The organism is Pseudomonas orientalis (assembly GCF_001439815.1).
Taxonomy (GTDB): Bacteria; Pseudomonadota; Gammaproteobacteria; order Pseudomonadales; family Pseudomonadaceae; genus Aquipseudomonas; species Aquipseudomonas orientalis.
This window is the reverse complement of sequence record NZ_JYLM01000012.1, coordinates 76,469-95,634: the sequence shown is the minus strand read 5'-3', so window position 1 is coordinate 95,634 and position 19,166 is coordinate 76,469. Positions and strand designations below refer to the sequence as shown.

The 19,166-nt window shown below is 61.6% G+C and carries 19 protein-coding genes; 11 read left to right on the top strand and 8 right to left on the bottom strand.

Features of this window, described 5'->3' with window-relative positions; translation table 11 throughout:
- Nucleotides 1-62: 62 nt before the first annotated feature.
- Nucleotides 63-1,040: a quinone oxidoreductase family protein gene (locus TU82_RS24045; RefSeq protein ID WP_057725742.1), complete on the bottom strand. Its 978-nt coding sequence runs from the start codon at nucleotides 1,038-1,040 to the stop codon at nucleotides 63-65.
- A 159-nt stretch (nucleotides 1,041-1,199) separates the two neighbouring features.
- On the opposite strand from TU82_RS24045, the gene hemF reads away from it, so the two are divergent.
- Nucleotides 1,200-2,132 carry an oxygen-dependent coproporphyrinogen oxidase gene (gene hemF, locus TU82_RS24040; RefSeq protein WP_057725741.1) on the top strand — a complete coding sequence of 311 codons (933 nt, stop codon included), beginning with the start codon at nucleotides 1,200-1,202 and terminating at the stop codon, nucleotides 2,130-2,132.
- A complete protein-coding gene (gene aroE, locus TU82_RS24035; protein ID WP_057725740.1) occupies nucleotides 2,132-2,950 on the top strand; it encodes a shikimate dehydrogenase in 819 nt (272 codons plus the stop codon). Before hemF ends, aroE begins: the two co-directional genes overlap by 1 nt.
- Before the next feature lie 52 nt (nucleotides 2,951-3,002).
- On the opposite strand, the gene TU82_RS24030 is transcribed toward aroE, so the two are convergent.
- The 3 genes from TU82_RS24030 to betC all read right to left on the bottom strand — a co-directional run bounded on the left by TU82_RS24030 (nucleotide 3,003) and on the right by betC (nucleotide 7,256).
- Nucleotides 3,003-4,571, bottom strand: a complete 1,569-nt coding sequence (locus TU82_RS24030; RefSeq protein WP_057725739.1) for a SulP family inorganic anion transporter — start codon at nucleotides 4,569-4,571, stop codon at nucleotides 3,003-3,005.
- A 239-nt stretch (nucleotides 4,572-4,810) separates the two neighbouring features.
- Entirely contained in the window at nucleotides 4,811-5,725 is a 915-nt protein-coding gene (gene choX, locus TU82_RS24025) for a choline ABC transporter substrate-binding protein (RefSeq protein ID WP_057725738.1), read from the bottom strand.
- Nucleotides 5,726-5,741: 16 nt separating this feature from the next.
- Entirely contained in the window at nucleotides 5,742-7,256 is a 1,515-nt protein-coding gene (gene betC, locus TU82_RS24020; protein ID WP_057725737.1) for a choline-sulfatase, read from the bottom strand.
- A 103-nt stretch (nucleotides 7,257-7,359) separates the two neighbouring features.
- Here betC and TU82_RS24015 point away from each other — a divergent pair, with 103 nt between their 5' ends.
- From TU82_RS24015 to TU82_RS23990, 6 genes are all read left to right on the top strand, one after another.
- Nucleotides 7,360-8,310 (top strand): choline sulfate utilization transcriptional regulator, encoded by a 951-nt coding sequence (locus TU82_RS24015; RefSeq protein ID WP_057725736.1) that lies wholly within the window; start codon nucleotides 7,360-7,362, stop codon nucleotides 8,308-8,310.
- 30 nt (nucleotides 8,311-8,340) lie between these two features.
- The gene (locus TU82_RS24010) at nucleotides 8,341-8,667 is read left to right on the top strand and encodes a DOPA 4,5-dioxygenase family protein (RefSeq protein WP_057725735.1); all 327 of its coding nucleotides are present in this window, start codon (nucleotides 8,341-8,343) and stop codon (nucleotides 8,665-8,667) included.
- 164 nt (nucleotides 8,668-8,831) lie between these two features.
- Entirely contained in the window at nucleotides 8,832-9,791 is a 960-nt protein-coding gene (locus TU82_RS24005) for a 2-dehydro-3-deoxygalactonokinase (RefSeq protein WP_057725734.1), read from the top strand.
- Between the two features lies 1 nt (nucleotide 9,792).
- Nucleotides 9,793-10,413, top strand: coding sequence for a 2-dehydro-3-deoxy-6-phosphogalactonate aldolase (locus tag TU82_RS24000; protein ID WP_057725733.1), 621 nt, complete (start codon nucleotides 9,793-9,795; stop codon nucleotides 10,411-10,413).
- A 48-nt stretch (nucleotides 10,414-10,461) separates the two neighbouring features.
- Nucleotides 10,462-11,610, top strand: coding sequence for a galactonate dehydratase (gene dgoD, locus TU82_RS23995; RefSeq protein WP_003187297.1), 1,149 nt, complete (start codon nucleotides 10,462-10,464; stop codon nucleotides 11,608-11,610).
- 184 nt (nucleotides 11,611-11,794) lie between these two features.
- Complete coding sequence (locus tag TU82_RS23990) at nucleotides 11,795-13,099, top strand: MFS transporter (RefSeq protein ID WP_057725732.1); 1,305 nt, start codon at nucleotides 11,795-11,797, stop codon at nucleotides 13,097-13,099.
- A 39-nt stretch (nucleotides 13,100-13,138) separates the two neighbouring features.
- Here TU82_RS23990 and TU82_RS23985 read toward each other — a convergent pair whose 3' ends face one another.
- The 3 genes from TU82_RS23985 to trpB all read right to left on the bottom strand — a co-directional run bounded on the left by TU82_RS23985 (nucleotide 13,139) and on the right by trpB (nucleotide 16,994).
- On the bottom strand, nucleotides 13,139-14,788 hold the full coding sequence (locus TU82_RS23985; protein WP_057725731.1) for a BBE domain-containing protein: 1,650 nt from the start codon (nucleotides 14,786-14,788) through the stop codon (nucleotides 13,139-13,141).
- Between the two features lie 170 nt (nucleotides 14,789-14,958).
- Nucleotides 14,959-15,768 carry a tryptophan synthase subunit alpha gene (gene trpA / locus TU82_RS23980; RefSeq protein WP_057725730.1) on the bottom strand — a complete coding sequence of 270 codons (810 nt, stop codon included), beginning with the start codon at nucleotides 15,766-15,768 and terminating at the stop codon, nucleotides 14,959-14,961.
- On the bottom strand, nucleotides 15,768-16,994 hold the full coding sequence (gene trpB / locus TU82_RS23975) for a tryptophan synthase subunit beta (protein WP_057725729.1): 1,227 nt from the start codon (nucleotides 16,992-16,994) through the stop codon (nucleotides 15,768-15,770). Before trpB ends, trpA begins: the two co-directional genes overlap by 1 nt.
- Nucleotides 16,995-17,104: 110 nt before the next feature.
- On the opposite strand from trpB, the gene TU82_RS23970 reads away from it, so the two are divergent.
- Nucleotides 17,105-18,001 carry a LysR family transcriptional regulator gene (locus TU82_RS23970; protein WP_057725728.1) on the top strand — a complete coding sequence of 299 codons (897 nt, stop codon included), beginning with the start codon at nucleotides 17,105-17,107 and terminating at the stop codon, nucleotides 17,999-18,001.
- On the opposite strand, the gene TU82_RS23965 is transcribed toward TU82_RS23970, so the two are convergent.
- Nucleotides 17,998-18,324, bottom strand: a complete 327-nt coding sequence (locus TU82_RS23965) for an ElaB/YgaM/YqjD family protein (protein WP_003170746.1) — start codon at nucleotides 18,322-18,324, stop codon at nucleotides 17,998-18,000. The two genes, TU82_RS23970 and TU82_RS23965, sit on opposite strands and share 4 nt — an antisense overlap.
- 157 nt (nucleotides 18,325-18,481) lie before the next feature.
- On the opposite strand from TU82_RS23965, the gene TU82_RS23960 reads away from it, so the two are divergent.
- Together TU82_RS23960 and TU82_RS23955 are read left to right on the top strand one after the other, a co-directional pair.
- Nucleotides 18,482-18,697 carry a dodecin gene (locus tag TU82_RS23960; protein WP_057725727.1) on the top strand — a complete coding sequence of 72 codons (216 nt, stop codon included), beginning with the start codon at nucleotides 18,482-18,484 and terminating at the stop codon, nucleotides 18,695-18,697.
- Between the two features lie 116 nt (nucleotides 18,698-18,813).
- On the top strand, nucleotides 18,814-19,038 hold the full coding sequence (locus TU82_RS23955; RefSeq protein ID WP_057725726.1) for a DUF1161 domain-containing protein: 225 nt from the start codon (nucleotides 18,814-18,816) through the stop codon (nucleotides 19,036-19,038).
- Nucleotides 19,039-19,166: the final 128 nt, after the last annotated feature.

The following is a 19,166-nucleotide window of genomic DNA, read 5'->3' as shown; positions in this document are numbered from 1 at the left end:
GACCGAGTTGTCATGACGGACACCGATCAAGGGTGGGAGGGGGCTTGCCCCCGATGACTTGCTTAAGGCAGCAGAATGGTTGAACCGGTCGTGCGCCGCCCGGACAACTCGGTCTGCGCCTTCGCCGCATCCGCCAGCGGGTAGCGCTGGTTGATATCAATGCGCACCTTGCCGCTCTTGATCATCGAGAACAGATCGTCGGCCATCGCCTGCAAGTCCTTCGGGTTGCTCGCGTAGGTCGCCAACGTCGGCCGGGTGACATACAGCGAACCCTTCGCCGACAGAATCCCCAGGTTCACCCCGTCCACCGCGCCCGACGCATTCCCGAAACTCACCACCAGGCCACGCGGTGCCACGCTGTCCAGCGAGGTCAGCCAAGTGTCCTTGCCGACGCCGTCATACACCACTGGCACCTTTTTGCCGTCAGTCAATTCCAGCACGCGCTGTGCGACATTTTCCTTGCTGTAATCGATGGTTTCCCAGGCGCCGAGGGATTTGGCCAGGGCGGCTTTTTCCGGTGAGCTCACTGTACCGATCAGCTTCACGCCCAGCGCCTTGGCCCATTGGCAAGCCAGGGAGCCCACACCGCCGGCTGCGGCGTGGAACAAAATGGTTTCGCCGCCCTGCAACTCATAGGTCTGGCGCAACAGGTACTGCACGGTCAGACCCTTGAGCATGGCACCGGCGGCCTGTTCGAAGCTGATCTCGTCCGGCAGATGCACCAGGTTGGCGGCGGGCAGTACGTGCAACTGGCTATAGGCGCCGAGCGGGCCGCTGCCATAGGCCACGCGGTCGCCGACCTTGAATTGGCTGACTTCACTGCCCACGGCATCGACTACGCCCGCGCCTTCGGCCCCCAGGCCCGATGGCAAGGCCGGTGGCGCGTAGAGGCCGCTGCGAAAATACGTGTCGATGAAGTTCAGGCCAATCGCTTCATTGCGCACCCGAACCTGCTGTGGTCCGGGTTCCGCTGGCGTGTAGTCCACATACTCGAGCACATCGGGGCCGCCATGGGCGCTGAACTGGATACGTTTGGCCATCTACCTTCTCCTTGGGTCGAATAAACGAAGGCCCCTATCGGACTCCTAAGCTTGATCTTCGTCAACTGCGACGGCACGGGGTGCGGTGGTATCCTGTGCGCCCATTTGCCGCCGAAGCCCAATGGCCTCGCGTAGCTTTGCCCGATTCAAGGTGATGCCATGACTACTCGCACCGAGGCTGTAAAAGCCTACCTGCTCGATCTGCAAGACCGCATTTGCAGCGCCCTGGAAACCTTCGAAACGGACACGCGCTTTATCGAAGACGCCTGGACCCGGCCTGCCGGTGGTGGCGGTCGCACCCGTGTGATTGAAAACGGGTCGGTCATCGAAAAAGGCGGCGTTAACTTTTCCCACGTGTTTGGCAGCGGCTTGCCGCCCTCCGCCAGTGCGCATCGCCCTGAACTGGCCGGTCGCGGCTTCGAGGCGCTGGGCGTGTCGCTGGTGATCCATCCCCACAACCCTCACGTGCCGACTTCCCACGCCAATGTGCGTTTTTTCACTGCTGAAAAAGAAGGCGAAGAACCGGTGTGGTGGTTTGGTGGCGGCTTTGACCTGACGCCCTATTACGGCAACGAAGAGGATTGCATTCATTGGCATCGCGTGGCCGAGCAGGCCTGCGCGCCGTTCGGTGCGGACGTTTACCCGCGCTATAAGGCTTGGTGCGACACCTATTTCCACATCAAACACCGCAACGAGCCGCGCGGCATCGGCGGCCTGTTTTTCGATGACTTGAACGCGTGGGGCTTCGACACCTGTTTCGCCTTCATCCGCGCCATCGGTGATGCCTACATCGACGCCTACCTGCCAATTGTGCAACGTCGCCAGGCGCTGGACTATACCGAACAGCAACGCCAGTTTCAGGAGTTCCGTCGGGGCCGCTACGTCGAGTTCAACCTCGTCTATGACCGCGGCACGCTGTTTGGCCTGCAGTCGGGCGGGCGTACCGAGTCGATCCTGATGTCGCTGCCGCCCCAGGTGCGCTGGAGCTACGACTGGAAAGCCGAGGCCGGCAGCGAAGAAGCGCGCCTTACCGACTATTTCCTGCAAGACCGCGACTGGCTCGGCCTGGCTGCGCCCAAGGCGGTGGTGTGATGGATCGCTATGTCGTATTCGGCAATCCCATCGGCCACAGCAAGTCACCGTTGATTCACCGCCTGTTCGCCGAGCAGACCGGCGAACAGATGGACTACAGCACACTGCTCGCCCCGTTGGAGGATTTCATCGGCTGCGCCCGTGGGTTCTTTCAACACGGCCGTGGAGCGAATGTCACCGTGCCGTTCAAGGAAGACGCTTTCCGGCTGGCCGACACCCTCAGCGAGCGCGCCCAACGCGCCGGCGCGGTGAATACCTTGAGCAAGTTGGCCGATGGCACGCTGCTGGGTGATAACACCGACGGCGCAGGCCTGGTGCGCGACCTCAAGGTCAACGCCGGGCTGGACCTGCAAGGCAAGCGCATCCTGCTGCTGGGCGCCGGTGGCGCGGTACGCGGCGTATTGGAACCGTTGCTGGCCGAGAAGCCCGCCTCGCTGATCATCGCCAACCGCACTGTGGAAAAAGCCGAAGTGCTGGCCGAGCTGTTTGACGATTTGGGGCCGGTGTCCGCCAGTGGCTTCGACTGGCTGCGTGAGCCGGTGGACGTGATTATCAACGCCACCTCCGCCAGCCTGTCAGGCGATGTACCGCCGATTGCGGGCAGCTTGATTGAGCCGGGCAAGACGTTCTGCTACGACATGATGTACGCCAAGGAGCCGACCGCCTTCTGTCGCTGGGCCCGTGAGCAGGGTGCGGCAGTAGCGATGGACGGCCTGGGCATGCTGGTTGAACAGGCGGCGGAGGCCTTCTTCCTGTGGCGCGGCGTGCGCCCTGAGTCGGCCCCGGTCTTGGCCGAGCTGCGCCGCCAGTTGGCCTGACACAAATAAAACTGTGGGAGGGGGCAAGCCCCTCCCACAGTTTTGATCGCATTTAGTCTTCGAAATGGATGGGGCACCTGTCTGGCCCTTCCAGTTTCTTCAATTCTTCAACCACTTGCTGCCGGGCCCCACGCAAGGTCAGGCTACGTCCCAACCCCGCCAACCGCCGCGCTTCCTGGTGCAGCATCTCCACCCCGGAGTAGTCGATAAAGTTGATCTGCTGCGCTTCGATCACCACCCGCTCACCCTGCAACCGTTGCAGGCGCACCTGCAGGTAGTGGCTGGCGCCAAAAAAGATCGAGCCACCCACGCGCAATACATCCTCGTCACCGTCGCGCCAGTGCTGCACCCGGGGCTGCGAGGTGCGCTTGAGGTAGAAAAACAGCGACGCGAGTACCCCGGCATAAATCGCCGTTTGCAGTTCCAGCAGCAAGGTAGCAACACACGTCAGCGCCATCACCACGAATTCGGCGCGGCTCACGCGCAACAACGCGCGAATACCTCGGTGGTCCACCAGCCCCCAGCAGATCAACAGGATACTCGCCGCCATGCTCGGGATCGGGATGTGGGCGATCAACCCCGCGCCAAACAGCGCGAACAACGCCACCCAGAGTGCGGAAAACACGCCGGCCAATGGCGAGCGGGCACCGGCTTCATAACTGAGGCCGGAACGGGTAAAGGAACCTGCCGACAAATACCCGGAGAAGAATCCGCCGATGATATTGGATAGACCCTGGGCACGAACTTCCTGATTGGCGTCGAGCAATTGCTGCGAACGGGCCGACAAGGAGCGAGCAATCGACAGGCTGGTCACCAGGCCCAGCATGCCCACCGCCACAGCACTCGGCAGCAGGCGCAGGATCGTATCCAGGTCCATTGGCAACGGGCGCAAGGGTGGCAGCTTGCCGATGAATGAGCTGACCAACGCCACATGCCCGAACAACGCCGGCCACAGCAACGTAGCGAGGCTGCCCAGGGCCAGGGCGATCAGCAGGCTCGGCCAGCGTGGCATCAAGTATTTGAGCAGCGCGCCCACCAGCAAGGTGCCCAGGCCCAGGGCGAGCGAGGCGCGGTCCGACTCGCCGGCATGCTCGAGCAGCGCCAGCAGGCTGTTGATGGCGGTGGCCTGGCTCGGCAGGTCCAGCCCCAGCAGGTTAGGCAACTGACCGAGGGCAATGACCACTGCGGCACCGAGGGTGAAACCAAGCACCACGGAATGGGAGACGAAATTCACCAGCGCGCCGAAGCGCAGCATGCCCAGCAACCACTGGAACACGCCGGCGAGGACGGTCAGCAGCAGGATCAAGGTGATGTAATCCTGGGAACCCGGCACCGCCAGCGGGCTGATACTGGCGTAGAGCACAATGGAAATGGCTGCCGTAGGACCGCAGATCAGGTGCCAGGACGAGCCCCACAGGCACGCGATCAACACCGGAATGATGGCCGCGTACAGCCCGTATTCCGGTGGGAGCCCGGCGATCAGCGCGTAGGCAATCGACTGTGGCAGCGCGAGCACGGCGCCGCTGAGGCCGACGACGGCATCCCGGCCGACGCTGGCGCGGGTTTGGCGCGGCAGCCATTTGAGGAAAGGGAACAGTGTGTGGCGGTTGGGCCGGGGCATCGCAGGCTCGGATTAAAGGTTGTGCTCAGGGTATCAGTACACATTGATCCTTGTGGGAGGGGGCAAGCCCCTAGTGCCAGTCAGCCTTGTTGTAGGAGCGAGCTTGCTCGCGAAAAACTCACAGGCACCGCGTTCATTCAGAAAGCACGCGTTATCGTTGACGTTTTTCGCGAGCAAGCTCGCTCCTACAGAGGGCATTAGGGCAAGTGCCCCCTCCCACATTTGAATCGTGGTGTGTCTTAGAGGTTGGCTTTTACCGCCGACAACGCCTCCTTGCCGTCCAGGGTTTTCACGCCGTCGAGCCATTTATTCAGCACTGCCGGATTGGCCTTGATCCAGGCCTTCGCGGCATCCGCGTTGCTGACCTTGTTGTTGGCCACGTCAGCCATGATGCTGTTTTCCATGTCCTGGGTGAAACTCAGGTTGGTCAGCAGTTTGCCCACATTCGGGCAGGCTTGCGCATAGCCCTTGCGGGTCAAGGTGTAGACGCTGCCGGTGCTGCCGAAATACTGTTCGCCGCCTTTGAGGTAGTGCATTTTCAATTGCACGTTCATGGGGTGCGGCGTCCAGCCCAGGAAGGTGACGAAGCGCTGTTTCTTCACCGCTCGCGAGACTTCGGCGAGCATCGCCTGTTCACTCGACTCGACCAGCTTCCACTGGCCGAGGTCAAAGTCATTCTTCTTGATGATTTCCTGCAGCGAAATATTCGCCGGCGCGCCGGAGCCGATGCCGTAGATCTTCTTGCCGAACTGGTCGGCGAATTTATTCAGGTCGGCAAAATCGTGCACGCCGGCGTCCCACACATAGTCCGGTACGGCGAGGGTGAACTCGGTACCGTCGAGGTTCTTGGCCAGTTGCACGACATCGCCATTGGCCACGAACTTGTCGTAGAAGCCCTGCTGCGCCGGCATCCAGTTGCCCATGAACACGTCCACCTGGCCATCCTTGAGCCCGCCAAAGGTAATCGGCACGGCCAAGGTGTCGACCTTGGGCTTGTAGCCCATGCCGGTCAGCAGAAAACCGGTGATGGCATTGGTGGCCGCAATGTCGCTCCAGCCGGGATCGGCCATTTTCACCGTTTCACAACTGGGGTCCGCGTATGCATTGGCGCTGCTCAACGCCAGGATGCCCAGCACTACCGTTAAATTTCGCATGGCCTTCCCTCTGTATTTATTGGTTTTGGCAGGGTTGTGGATAACGTGCCTTGCGCTCCAGGTCGTCGAGGTCGATATGGTTGCGCATGTACTGCTGACTGGCGTCCACCAGTGGCTGGTGATCCCAGCTCTTGAGCTTGCCCTGGGTCAGTGCTTCGAACACCAGGCGACGGCGGCGTTGGCTGGCGAGCACCTGTTGGTGGATCGCCGGGATGTCCCATTTGGCCCGCGCTTCGTTCAAAAACGCCTCGAACAGTGGCCGGTGTTGCGGTGACTGGCCGAGGTTCTCCCGCTCGTGCGGGTCGTTGCGCACATCGAACAGCAGACAAGGGTCGTCTTCGCTGTAGATGAATTTATAGGCGCCCCGACGAATCATCATCAGCGGGCTGATGGTGCCTTCGGCCATGTATTCGCCAAACACTTCGTCGTGTCCGCCCTCGCCTTGCAAGTGCGCCAGCAGCGAATGTCCATCCAGGGGCAGGCGCGGGTCCAGCTCGCCGCCGGCCAATTCCACCAGGGTAGGCAACAGGTCGGCGGTCGACACGGCCTGGGTCACACGGCGCGCCGCAAATTGGCCCGGCGCACTGATCAACAGCGGCACGCGGGCGGCCATTTCGAACCAGTGCATTTTGTACCAGAGGCCGCGTTCGCCCAGCATATCGCCGTGGTCGCCGGAGAAGATGATGATGGTGTTATCGGCAAGGCCAGTGTCTTCCAGGGTTTGCAGCAGCTTGCCAACATTGCTGTCGATGTAGCTGCATGCGCCGAAATAGGCACGCCGTGCATCGCGAATCCTATCCACAGGCAGCGGTTTGTCCCACAGATCGTAGACCTTGAGCAGACGCTGGGAGTGCGGGTCAAGATCGCCCTGGGCTGGCGTCGCCGGCAAGGGAATGTCGCTGTCGTCGTACAGGTCCCAGAACGGTTTGGGAATGGTGTACGGATCATGGGGGTGGGTCATCGACACGGTCAGGCAGAACGGCCGATCGCCATCCTCGCGAATGTGGTCGAACAGATATTGCTGAGCCTTGAACACCACTTCTTCGTCGAAATCCAGCTGGTTGGTGCGCACGCATGGCCCGGCTTGCAGCACCGAGGCCATGTTGTGATACCAGGTGGGGCGTACATCCGGTTCGTCCCAGTTCACCGCCCAGCCGTAGTCGGCCGGGTAGATGTCGCTGGTCAGGCGCTCCTCATAGCCGTGCAACTGATCGGGGCCGCAGAAGTGCATCTTGCCCGACAGCGCGGTGCGATAGCCGAGGCGGCGCAGGTAGTGGGCGTAGGTCGGCACATCGGCGGGGAAATCCGCCGCGTTGTCGTAGGCGCCTATCTTGCTCGGCAGCTGGCCGCTGACCAGGGTAAAGCGCGAAGGCGCACACAGCGGGCTGTTGCAATAGGCGGCGTCGAAGACCACGCCCTGTGCGGCGAGGCGGCTCAGGTTCGGCAATTTGATCGGGGAAGGCCCGTAGAACGGCAACATCGGCGCGGCCATTTGATCGGCCATGATGAAAAGAATGTGCTTGCGCTTCATGGTTTCTCGGCATTCCATAGGCGGCGTTTATGCCAATGAGCATGCGGCCCGCTCAAGGCGTGGTAAAGCCCATGAAGAACAATGCCTAGGATAAGCACAGCTTATGTATGAAGCGCTCGGAGACCTCTCCCTCGACCTGCTGCGCGCGTTCGAAGCGGCTTCGCGGCTGCGCAGTTTCACCGCCGCCGCGATGGAGCTGGGCACCACCCAGCCGGCCATCAGCCAGCAAATCAAACGGCTTGAAGAGCAACTGGCGATCCGCTTGTTCGATCGCATCTACCGTGGCATCGAATTGACCGACGCCGGCGCCTTGCTGTTCGAGCATGTGCAAGGCGGCCTGCAAGCCATCAACCTGGGTCTGAACACCGTCACCCAGCAGGACCAGCACGAAGTGCTGCAAGTGGCCACCGACTTCGCCTTCGCCGCCTACTGGCTGATGCCGCGTCTGCATCGTTTCCACCAGGCCAACCCGCAGGTCGATGTGAGCCTGGTGACCAGCGAGCGCAACCACGCCAGCCTGCGCAGCGACATCGACGTGGCCGTGCTGTTTGGCGATGGACGCTTCAAGCAAGGCGACAGCCTGTGGTTGTTCAACGAGGAAGTGTTCCCGGTGTGCAGCCCGCAGTGGCTCAAGAACCAGGCCACAGCGCTGACGGTGCAAACCCTGCCGGACTATCCCCTGCTGCACTTGCGCCAGGAAAACAGCCGCCAATGGTTCGATTGGGCCGGTGTGTTTCGCGAGCTGGGTATCAGCGCCGCGCCCACCCCTGGCCAGTTGCGTTTCGACAATTACACGCTGCTGATTCAGGCGGCTATTGCCGGCCAGGGCGTCGCGATCGGCTGGCGCCACCTGGTGGATAACCTGCTGGAGCAGAACTGGCTGTGCAGGCCGATCAGCGACACGGTGGTCTCGCGTTTCGGCTATTACGTGGTGCAGCCCCAGCGCAAGCGTCGCGGGCAGTTGGTCGAACGGTTTGTCGATTGGCTGGTGGCGGAGCAGGCCAGCAGTGCGCAGTCATTGACCGGGCTGGCCCTGCCGTCGATTGCGGTCTAGGATCGGCGCACAGTGGATCCGGAGTCCGTCATGCAACGTATCAAGGGCTATCACGCCCATATCTACTTCGACGCCAACACCCTCGACCAGGCACGCACCTTGTGTGAAGACGCGGCGGCGCTGTTCCCGCTGCGCATGGGGCGTGTGCATGAGCGTGCGGTGGGCCCGCACCCGGACTGGAGCTGCCAGTTGGCATTCGAGCCGGAATACATTGGCGTGGTGCTGCCGTGGCTGGCGCTGCATCGCAATGGCCTGGTGGTGTTCCTGCACCCCGAGACCGGCGATGACCTGAAGGATCACACCGATTACGCGATCTGGATGGGTGCGATGCGCGAGCTGGACTTGACTGTTTTTTAACCGGTTCACATTGATGCAATGCTCATTTTCTCAAGGAGATGTAAGATTTTGTGCGTCTATCTCCCAATATATGGGACTGATATTTATATATTGAGATATTACAAAGCTTAGGTTTATATTCGCCCATCTGCTTTTTTCAGCACCCACTCATTTCAGGTGAAGCGATGCAGGCGCAATTGATCGCGCTCGATTGGGGAACCAGCTCCCTTCGTGCTTACAAACTAGGCTCCGCCGGCGTGGTGCTGGACCAACGCTCACTGGCGTCGGGCATCATGCATTTGCCCAGCGAACCGCGTGATATTGCGGGCGTGCGCTGCAGCAATGGCTTCGAGCTGGCCTTCGACAGCGCCTGTGGGGACTGGCTCGACGCCCAGCCCGACCTGCCGGTGATTGCCTGCGGCATGGTCGGCAGCGCACAGGGTTGGAGCGAGGCGGCTTATCGCAACACCCCGGTGGATGTGGCCAGTCTGGGCCAGGCGCTGCACAAGGTGCGCAGCGTGCGTGGCTTCGATGTGCATATCGTGCCGGGCGTGATTGAACAGGGCGGCCTGCCCAATGTGATGCGCGGTGAAGAAACCCAGGTGCTCGGTGTGCTGCACGGGCTCGCGCCCCACGTGCTGATCGGCCTGCCGGGCAGCCATTCAAAGTGGGTCGAGGTGGTCGAGGGGTGCATCACCCACTTCGACACGTTCATGACCGGTGAGCTGTTCGCCGTATTGAGCCAGCACAGCATCCTGGGGCGCACCCAGCAATCATCGGAACATTTCCATACCGAAGCGTTTGACCGCGGCGTACAGGTCGCGCTGTCGGCAGACGGCCGGCGCGGCGTGCTCTCGACCCTGTTCAGTGCCCGTACACTCGGCCTGACCGCCCAACTGACGCCTGAGCAGCAGCCCGACTACCTGTCCGGCCTGCTGATCGGTCATGAACTCGCCGGTTTACCCGACAGCGCAAAACCCAAGCCGATCGTCCTGGTCGGTGCCGTCCCCCTCTGCGCCCGCTACCAACGCGCCCTCGCACTGTGCGGCTTCGCCGATGTCAGCCTGGCGCAGGCAGCCAGCGAGCGCGGTTTGTGGCAGCTGGCCGTGGCGGCCGGGCTCACTCAACCTGTAACGGAGGCCTGACATGCTCAAAACAGCACTCGCACAAAACGGTTTGATCGCGATCCTGCGCGGTGTGCGCCCGGACGAAGCCGAAGCCGTCGGCCAGGCGCTGTACCAGGCCGGTTTTCGCGTGATCGAAGTGCCGCTCAACTCGCCGGACCCTTACACCAGCATCCGCACCCTGCGCGACAGCTTGCCCGCCGATTGCCTGATCGGTGCCGGTACGGTGCTCACGCCCGAGCAGGTCGAGCAGGTCAAGGCCGCCGGCGGTCAGGTGATCGTGATGCCCCACAGCGATGCCAAAGTATTGCGGGCGGCCAAAGCGGCGGGCTTGTATCTGTCGCCGGGCGTCGCCACGCCGACCGAAGCCTTTGCCGCACTGGCCGAAGGCGCCGACGTATTGAAACTGTTCCCGGCCGAGCAAATGGCCCCGGCGGTGATCAAGGCCTGGCTTGCGGTATTGCCGGCGGGCACGTTGCTGCTGCCGGTGGGCGGTATCACCCCGGACAACATGCAAGTGTTTACCGACGCCGGTGCCAAAGGCTTCGGGCTGGGCTCCGGATTGTTCAAACCGGGGATGACCGTCGAGCAGGTTGCGAGCCGCGCCCAGGCTTATGTCGCGGCCTGGAAAGCCCTGGGCTGATTTCAAGTTCCGCGCCTGCTGGCGCTGCATCTATAAGAGAGACAACAGATGAAAATCACCAAACTGACGACCTTCATCGTCCCGCCGCGCTGGTGCTTCCTCAAGGTCGAAACCGACCAGGGCGTCACCGGCTGGGGTGAGCCCGTGGTTGAAGGGCGCGCCCACACCGTGGCGGCTGCCGTCGAAGAATTGTCCGATTACCTGATCGGTAAAGACCCACGCAATATCGAAGACATCTGGACCGTGCTCTACCGTGGCGGCTTCTACCGCGGTGGTGCTGTGCACATGAGCGCCCTCGCCGGTATCGATCAGGCGTTGTGGGACATCAAGGGCAAGGCCCTGGGCGTGTCCGTCAGCGATCTGCTGGGCGGCCAGGTGCGTGACAAGATCCGCGTGTATTCGTGGATTGGTGGTGACCGTCCCGCCGACACCGCGCGCGCCGCCAAAGAGGCGGTGGCCCGTGGCTTCACTGCGGTGAAAATGAACGGTACCGAAGAGCTGCAGTTCGTCGACAGCTTCGAAAAAGTCGACCTGGCGCTGGCCAATGTCGCTGCCGTACGCGACGCGGTCGGCCCCAACGTCGGCATCGGCGTCGACTTTCATGGCCGCGTGCACAAGCCCATGGCCAAGGTGCTGATGAAGGAGCTGGACCCGTACAAGCTGATGTTCATCGAAGAACCGGTGCTCAGTGAAAACTACGAGGCCCTCAAGGAACTGGCACCATTGACCAGCACCCCGATTGCCCTGGGCGAGCGCCTGTTCTCGCGCTGGGACTTCAAGCGTGTACTCAGTGAAGGCTACGTCGACATCATTCAGCCGGATGCGTCCCACGCCGGCGGCATCACCGAAACCCGCAAGATCGCCAACATGGCCGAAGCCTACGACGTCGCCCTGGCCCTGCACTGCCCGCTGGGCCCGATTGCCCTGGCGGCCTGCCTGCAATTGGATGCGGTGTGCTACAACGCGTTTATCCAGGAACAGAGCCTGGGCATTCACTACAACGAGAGCAACGACCTGCTCGACTACGTGCGCGACCCGGGCGTGTTCGATTATGACCAAGGCTTTGTGAAGATCCCCAACGGGCCGGGCCTGGGCATCGAGATCAACGAGGAATACGTGGTTGAGCGCGCGGCCATCGGCCATCGCTGGCGCAACCCGATCTGGCGCCATGCCGATGGCAGTTTTGCCGAATGGTGATTTTGACTGCCTGAAATGTGGTCAAAAATGTGGGAGGGGCTTGCCCCCGATTGCGGTGTGTCATCCACTGATGCACTGGCTGTTTCACCGCCATCGGGGGCAAGCCCCCTCCCACAGTTGATCCGGTTTCTTCAGTCAGCTCAGTTTTTCAGACCTCAATAAACACAAGAAGAGGCACTTCCCCATGCACCCTGAATCCCTTACCGGACAGGCTTCTTTAGTCACGCCTAGCCGAAAGCGCTTCTTCATCATGGTGCTGCTGTTCATCACCGTGGTAATCAACTACCTCGACCGCAGCAACCTGTCGATTGCCGCTCCCGCGCTGACCAGCGAGCTGGGTATCGACCCGGTCCATGTCGGGCTGATTTTCTCGGCGTTCGGCTGGACCTACGCTGCGATGCAGATCCCTGGCGGCTGGCTGGTTGACCGCGTGCCCCCGCGCATTCTCTACACCGCCGCCCTGCTGCTGTGGTCCATCGCCACCGTCATGCTCGGCTTTGCCGCAAGCTTTATCGCGTTGTTCGTGCTGCGCATGGCGGTCGGCGCCCTGGAAGCCCCGGCCTATCCGATCAACAGCCGGGTGGTGACCACCTGGTTTCCCGAACGCGAGCGCGCCACGGCGATTGGCGTCTACACCTCCGGACAGTTTGTCGGGCTGGCGTTTCTCACCCCTGTGCTGGCCTGGCTGCAGCACGCATTCGGCTGGCACATGGTGTTCGTCGCCACCGGTGGCGTCGGCATTTTGTGGGCGCTGATCTGGTACGCGGTGTACCGTGAGCCCAAGGACTTCAAAGGCGCCAATGCGGCGGAAATCCAGTTGATCCGTGAGGGCGGCGGCCTGGTGGATATGCAGGAAAAGGCCGTCAAGGCGCCGTTCAGTTGGGTTGACCTGGGCATTGTGCTGAGCAAGCGCAAGCTGTGGGGCATCTACCTGGGGCAGTTCTGCCTGAATTCCACGCTGTGGTTCTTCCTGACCTGGTTCCCGACCTACCTGGTGAAGTATCGCGGCATGGACTTCATCAAATCCGGTCTGCTCGCTTCACTGCCGTTCCTGGCGGCGTTCGTCGGTGTGCTGTGCTCCGGGATTTTTTCCGACTGGCTGATTCGCCGCGGCGCGTCGGTAGGCTTTGCGCGCAAGTTGCCGATCATCGGCGGGCTGCTGATTTCCACCGCGATCATCGGCGCCAACTACGTCGATTCCACCGCCTGGGTGATTGCATTCCTGGCGGTAGCATTCTTCGGCAACGGCCTGGCGTCGATCACCTGGTCACTGGTGTCCACGCTTGCGCCCGCACGCCTGCTGGGGCTGACCGGTGGCGTGTTCAACTTCATCGGCAACCTGTCGGCCATTGCCACGCCGATCGTGATCGGTTTTCTCGCCAGCGGTGATTCGTTCGCGCCGGCGATTACCTATATCGCGGTGCTGGCGTTGCTGGGGGCACTTTCCTACGTGTTGCTGGTGGGCAAGGTCGAGCGGATCGAGTTGTAAGCAGTGCGGGCGACCTTGCGGTCGCCCGTCACCGTCGGTTTAGGGCACCGACATTTCGTTATGGAACACATTCAGTGGGTCCCAGCGTTGTTTGGTTTTGCGCAAGCGGGTTTCGATCGTGGCGTCAGGGAAGAAGATCTCGTACCACTGCGAGTTGGGCCCAAGGCTCGGGTTGCCACGACGGAACAGCATGTCGCGGTCAGGGTAGTTGATGTAGCAGCCCTCAAACTCATTGTTGAGCGGAACACCGCTGGCGAAGGCGGCGAAAAACAACCCTCGAATCCAATCCGCGTGAGCTTGATCCGAAGCGGCGCTTTCATCACGCCAATAGCATTGTGGTTGCCACTTCAGGTACGACGAACGCTGTGAGACCGATGATTGCCCACGTATCGCCTGGCTAGCCTCATTGATCTGCCCGCCAAAGGACTGGATCTGGATCAGGCTTTGAGTCAGGTATTTTTTCGGATCATCCAACGTCAGCGTGTCCCAGATCGCTTGTAGCACCGTTGGCGTAAACCTGCCCTTCTGGTAAGCCGATTTATACCGGCCACGTTGGTTTGGCCCTGAACCGTTGAGTGTTTGCTGGCAATGCAGCCAATCCATTCGGCGCGTGGCTGCCAGGGCCGATGCCAGTGAATTGATCGTACGGCCGGCGGGGTTACTGCGTGGCAGATGGATCATGGGTGATTGGCTGAGGCATTCGGTAGCGGGAATGCCTATGGCGGTCAGCATGGTCGTCACGAAGTCATCGAAGGCTGCCCGATCCTGTAGCCCTCCCTCCTTGTCCACATAATGGACGTCCAAGGTGACGTTCCCGGTGTTCCGGTGGCGCATCTCCAGTTTGGTGGCGAGGCCCCAGGTGTCTCGGTTGGTCTGGTTGCGGGCAAACCACTCCTGATAGGCCGTCAGCAGCTTGTCGAGCGCAAGCTTGGTCAACTGAGACCAGTCCCATTCCATCACCAGCCACAACACCTCAGTGGGCGCGTCCGGCAAACTGTCGAAGTAGTAGCTGGTGATAATCCCGAACTGTCCACCTCCTGCGCCGCAACACGCGGCAAACAGATCCAACTCGTCCTGATCGGTGCTGTTGCGCGCTACATGCACAGGTATCAGGCCGTTGCGCTGGGCGTTTGGTACCAGCATATCGACGCCGCTCAGCCAGTCACATACCAGGCCATCCTTGCGTGACAGCAACCCGTAGCCGCCCCCGCAAATATGGCCGCCCAGCCCGACCGAGTAACACGAACCGCCGGGCAGGCTTTTGTTGGCCAATTTGTACAGCGCCACGTAGGCGTCCCAGTTCTGTCCGCCCGCCCCCAGGCGAAAGCTGTAGCGATGAGATGAGCCAGGCACCAGTTGCGAGGCGATTTGCCCGCTGACGTCATAAACCACTTGGTTGAGTTGGCTGATATCCAGAATCGAAAGCGTCTCGGTGCTATTGGGCATCTTGTTTGAGACGAAACCTTCATAGCAGTGACCGCCGCTGCGTACTGTTATCCGGCCATTGGTCAGCGCCAGCGCCTCGGCGGCGGCGTCGATGATGTCCTGGGGACTGTGGCAGAGGTAGATGCGACTCGCGCCGTTGGACGACGACTCGCCCTGCACGTTGCCCAACGGCCAGCGCAGGTTGAAGCCTTTCTGCAAGGTGGAGTGACGGGAGTCTGAAGACGTAATGAGATCAAATGCCATGATGTACTCCTTAAGAGCCAAAGATGACTTCTGATGCAGCTAACTTAACGACCGGATGGCAAGAACTGCGGGGGCTTGCAGAGGCAGTTAGACGACAAGAGGCATGAAGTGCTTGTGGGGTGACTGCATGTCACCCCACAAGCCTAGCGCAAGAATCCAGACAGGCGCGCTTATCGACGCGCGTTGCGCACGCCTTCGGACAGCGCCGCGCAATGGCTCAATACGCCATCGATCGCCTGCTGGTCGCTGCCGGCGCTGGCGATGTGATCGATCAGCGCAGAACCCACCACGACCCCGTCCGCCAGGCGCGCGATGGCCGCCGCTTGCTCCGGTGTACGGATACCGAAGCCGATGCTGATCGGCAGGTCGGTATGGCGACGCAGGCGCTTCACGGCTTCCTCGACGTGCTCAAGGGTCGCCGCGCCGGCACCGGTCACGCCCGCTACCGACACGTAGTACACAAAGCCGGAGCTGCCGTTGAGCACGGTCGGCAAGCGTACGTCATCGGTCGTTGGCGTGGTCAGGCGGATAAAGTCGATGCCAGCGGCCTGGGCCGGATCGCACAGTTCGCCATTGTGCTCGGGCGGCATGTCGACCACGATCAGACCGTCGACGCCAGCTTCCTTGGCGTCGGCGATGAACTGCGGCACGCCGTATTTGTGGATCGGATTGAAGTAGCCCATCAACACCAGCGGGGTGTCGTTGTTGTCTTTGCGGAACTCGCGAACCATCTGCAGGGTTTTCGCCAGGTTCTGCCTGGCTTCCAGCGCACGGATGTTGGCCAGCTGGATGGCCGGACCGTCGGCCATCGGGTCGGTGAAAGGCATGCCCAGCTCGATCACGTCGGCGCCGGCAGCGGGCAGGCCTTTGAGGATGGCCAGCGAGGCGTCATAACCCGGGTCGCCGGCGGTGACGAAGGTCACCAGGGCGGCGCGGTTCTGCTCCTTGAGTTGCGCAAAGCGCGTTTGCAGACGGCTCATCAATGTTTCTCCTGCTGGGACTGTTCCATATGGTGCATGACGGTCTGCATGTCTTTGTCGCCTCGACCGGACAGGTTGATCACCATCAGGTGCTCCTTGGGCAGGGTCGGTGCGCGTTTGAAGACTTCGGCCAGGGCGTGTGCGCTTTCCAGCGCCGGAATGATCCCTTCCAGGCGGCAGCATTTGTGGAAGGCGTCGAGGGCTTCATCGTCCGTCACCGAGGTGTACTGGACGCGGCCGATGTCGTGCAACCAGGCGTGCTCAGGGCCGATGCCGGGGTAGTCCAGGCCTGCGGAAATCGAGTGCGCGTCGATGATCTGGCCGTCATCGTCCTGCAGCAGGAAGGTGCGGTTGCCGTGCAGTACGCCCGGTACACCGCCGTTCAGGCTGGCGGCGTGCTTGCCGGTTTCGATGCCATGGCCGGCGGCTTCAACACCGATGATTTCCACGCTCTTGTCATCGAGGAACGGGTGGAACAGGCCCATGGCATTGGAGCCGCCGCCGATGCACGCAACTAGGCTGTCGGGCAGGCGGCCTTCCTGGGCTTGCATCTGGTCGCGGGTTTCCTTGCCGATCACGGCCTGGAAGTCGCGCACCATGGCCGGGTAAGGGTGCGGGCCGGCCACAGTGCCGATCAGGTAGAAGGTGTCGTCGACGTTGGTGACCCAGTCACGCAGGGCTTCGTTCATCGCGTCCTTGAGGGTGCCGGTGCCGGCGACCACCGGGATCACTTCGGCGCCCAGCAGCTTCATGCGAAACACGTTGGCCTGTTGGCGCTCGATGTCGGTGGTGCCCATGTAGATCACGCATTGCAGGCCAAAGCGCGCGGCGACGGTGGCAGTGGCCACACCATGCATGCCGGCGCCGGTCTCGGCGATGATGCGTTTCTTGCCCATGCGCCGTGCCAGCAGGATCTGGCCGATGCAATTGTTGATCTTGTGCGCGCCGGTGTGGTTCAGCTCTTCGCGCTTGAGGTAGATCTTGGCGCCGCCGCAGAACTCGGTCAGGCGTTCAGCAAAATACAGCGGGCTTGGACGCCCGACGTAATCGCGCTGGAAGTAAGCCAATTCCTTGTTGAACGCCGGATCGATCTTGGCCGCTTCGTATTCACGGGCCAGTTCGAGAATCAACGGCATCAGGGTCTCAGCGACGTAGCGGCCGCCGAACGCGCCAAACAGGCCGTTGACGTCAGGGCCGTTGCGCAGGTCGGTGTGGGACTGGGTCATGGGACGCTCCAGGAAAGAAGGGGTGCGGAAAACAATGAGGACCACTCTACCCCTGCCGCCCCAGGCTGAAAACCGATAAGATCGCCGTAACCTGTCAGGAAAACTCACAAATGAGTCGAGATCTTCCGCCCCTCAATGCGCTGCGCGCCTTTGAAGCCACCGCCCGCCTCAGCAGCGTCAGTCAGGCTGCAGAGCAATTGCATGTCACCCATGGCGCGGTCAGTCGCCAGTTGAAAGTACTTGAAGAACACTTGGGTGTCAGCCTTTTCGTCAAGGACGGGCGCGGCCTTAAACTCACAGATGCCGGGGCAAGGTTGCGCGATGCCAGCGCCGAGGCGTTCGAGCGTCTGCGCGATGTGTGCGCCGAACTCACCCAGCGCGGCGCCGATGCACCGTTTGTACTGGGCTGCTCGGGCAGCTTGCTGGCCCGCTGGTTGATACCGCGCCTGGGACGCTTGAATGCCGACTTGCCGGACTTGCGTTTGCACCTGTCGGCGGGTGATGGCGATCTCGACCCCAGGCGCCCCGGCCTGGATGCCTTGCTGGTATTCGCCGAGCCACCGTGGCCGGCGGACATGCAAGTGTATGAGCTGGCCAGCGAGCGCATCGGCGCGGTCATGAGTCCCCGCTTCGCCGGTTATGAGCGCCTTCGCCAGGCACCCGCCCAGGCGCTGCGGGGCGAACCCCTGCTGCACACCACATCGCGCCCGCAGGCCTGGCCCAGCTGGGCGCAGCAACACGGGATCGAGCCCGGCGCGCTGAAACTCGGCCAGGGTTTTGAGCATTTGTATTATTTGTTGGAAGCGGCGGTGGCAGGGTTGGGAGTGGCCATCGCGCCGGAACCGCTGGTGGCAGAGGACCTGCGAGCGGGTCGCCTGGTGGCGCCGTGGGGGTTCAGTGAAACCCCGGCGCACCTGGCGTTGTGGCTACCCAAGCGCGCCGCGGATGGGCGCGCAGGGCAATTGGCGCAGTGGCTCAAGGCTGAGCTGGCGCGCCAACCTGTTTAGTCGCCGCGTTTGCACAAAAGGTAAGCCGCCAGCAGACCCAGCGCACCGACGGCAACGCCGGCTGTGGTCCATGGGTGCTCTTGTGCGTAGTCGCGAGTGGCAACGCCGGTTTCGCGGATTTTGACTTTGCTTTCTTCGTAGGCGTCGCTGATCAAGTGGCGAGAGTGCTTGAGGGCATTCTCGGCATTGCTTTTCAGGGCCTTCAGGGTTTTGCGCGACTCATCGGATGCGTCGTCCTTGAGGCTCTCGAGGGATTTGAGCAGGCTCGAAATCTCGGCTTCCATGCTTTCCAGCGACGCTTTGCGTAAAGAAGTGTTGGCCATGTGGACATCTCCTGAAGTGGTTGAGTGGCGTGTGTAGATACCGACTGCGCCTGTCTCGGAAAGTGCATTAAATCTGAACTTTCGTAGCCGAGCGGTCGCCTCAAGCAGTACGAATATTCACTGCTAGTCTTGATTGACGACCTACAGGAGAAACACCATGAGCGAACATCACACCTACAAGAAAGTCGAACTGGTGGGCTCATCCACCACCACCATCGAGGACGCGATCCAGAATGCCCTGGCCGAAGCCAGCAAGAGCCTCAAGCACCTGGAGTGGTTTGAAGTGACTGAAACCCGTGGGCATATCGAGAATGGCAAGGTCGCGCACTATCAGGTCACCCTGAAGGTGGGATTCCGAATTGCCAGTAGTTGATCGGGCGCGCGGAACTTTGATCGCTGGCCGATTGCCATAACCTGCGCTACACCCAATGCATGCCGACGCCCTGAGCGTCGGCATGCTCTTTTCGACCAGCGCAAGGAAAGTATCGGATGAAGAAGTTTCTGTTAGCGGCAGGTTTGTTGAGCCTTGCAGGCACGGCCCTGGCGGCGGGCAAGCCTTGTGAAGACCTGAAAAGCGAAATTGCAGCGAAAATCGACGCCAAGGGCGCTTCGGGCTATTCGCTGGAAGTAGTGGACAAGGGCGCGGCGGCCGGCGGCGATGTAGTCGGCAGCTGTGAAGGCGGCACCAAGGAAATCGTCTACAAGCGCGGTTGATCCCGTGTTGCAGACATAAACGACGCACCTGTGGCGAGGGAGCTTGCTCCCGCTGGAGTGCGTAGCGCTTCCGTTTTTTGGGGCCGCTTCGCAGCCCAGCGTGAGCAAGCTCACTCGCCACAGGTGCG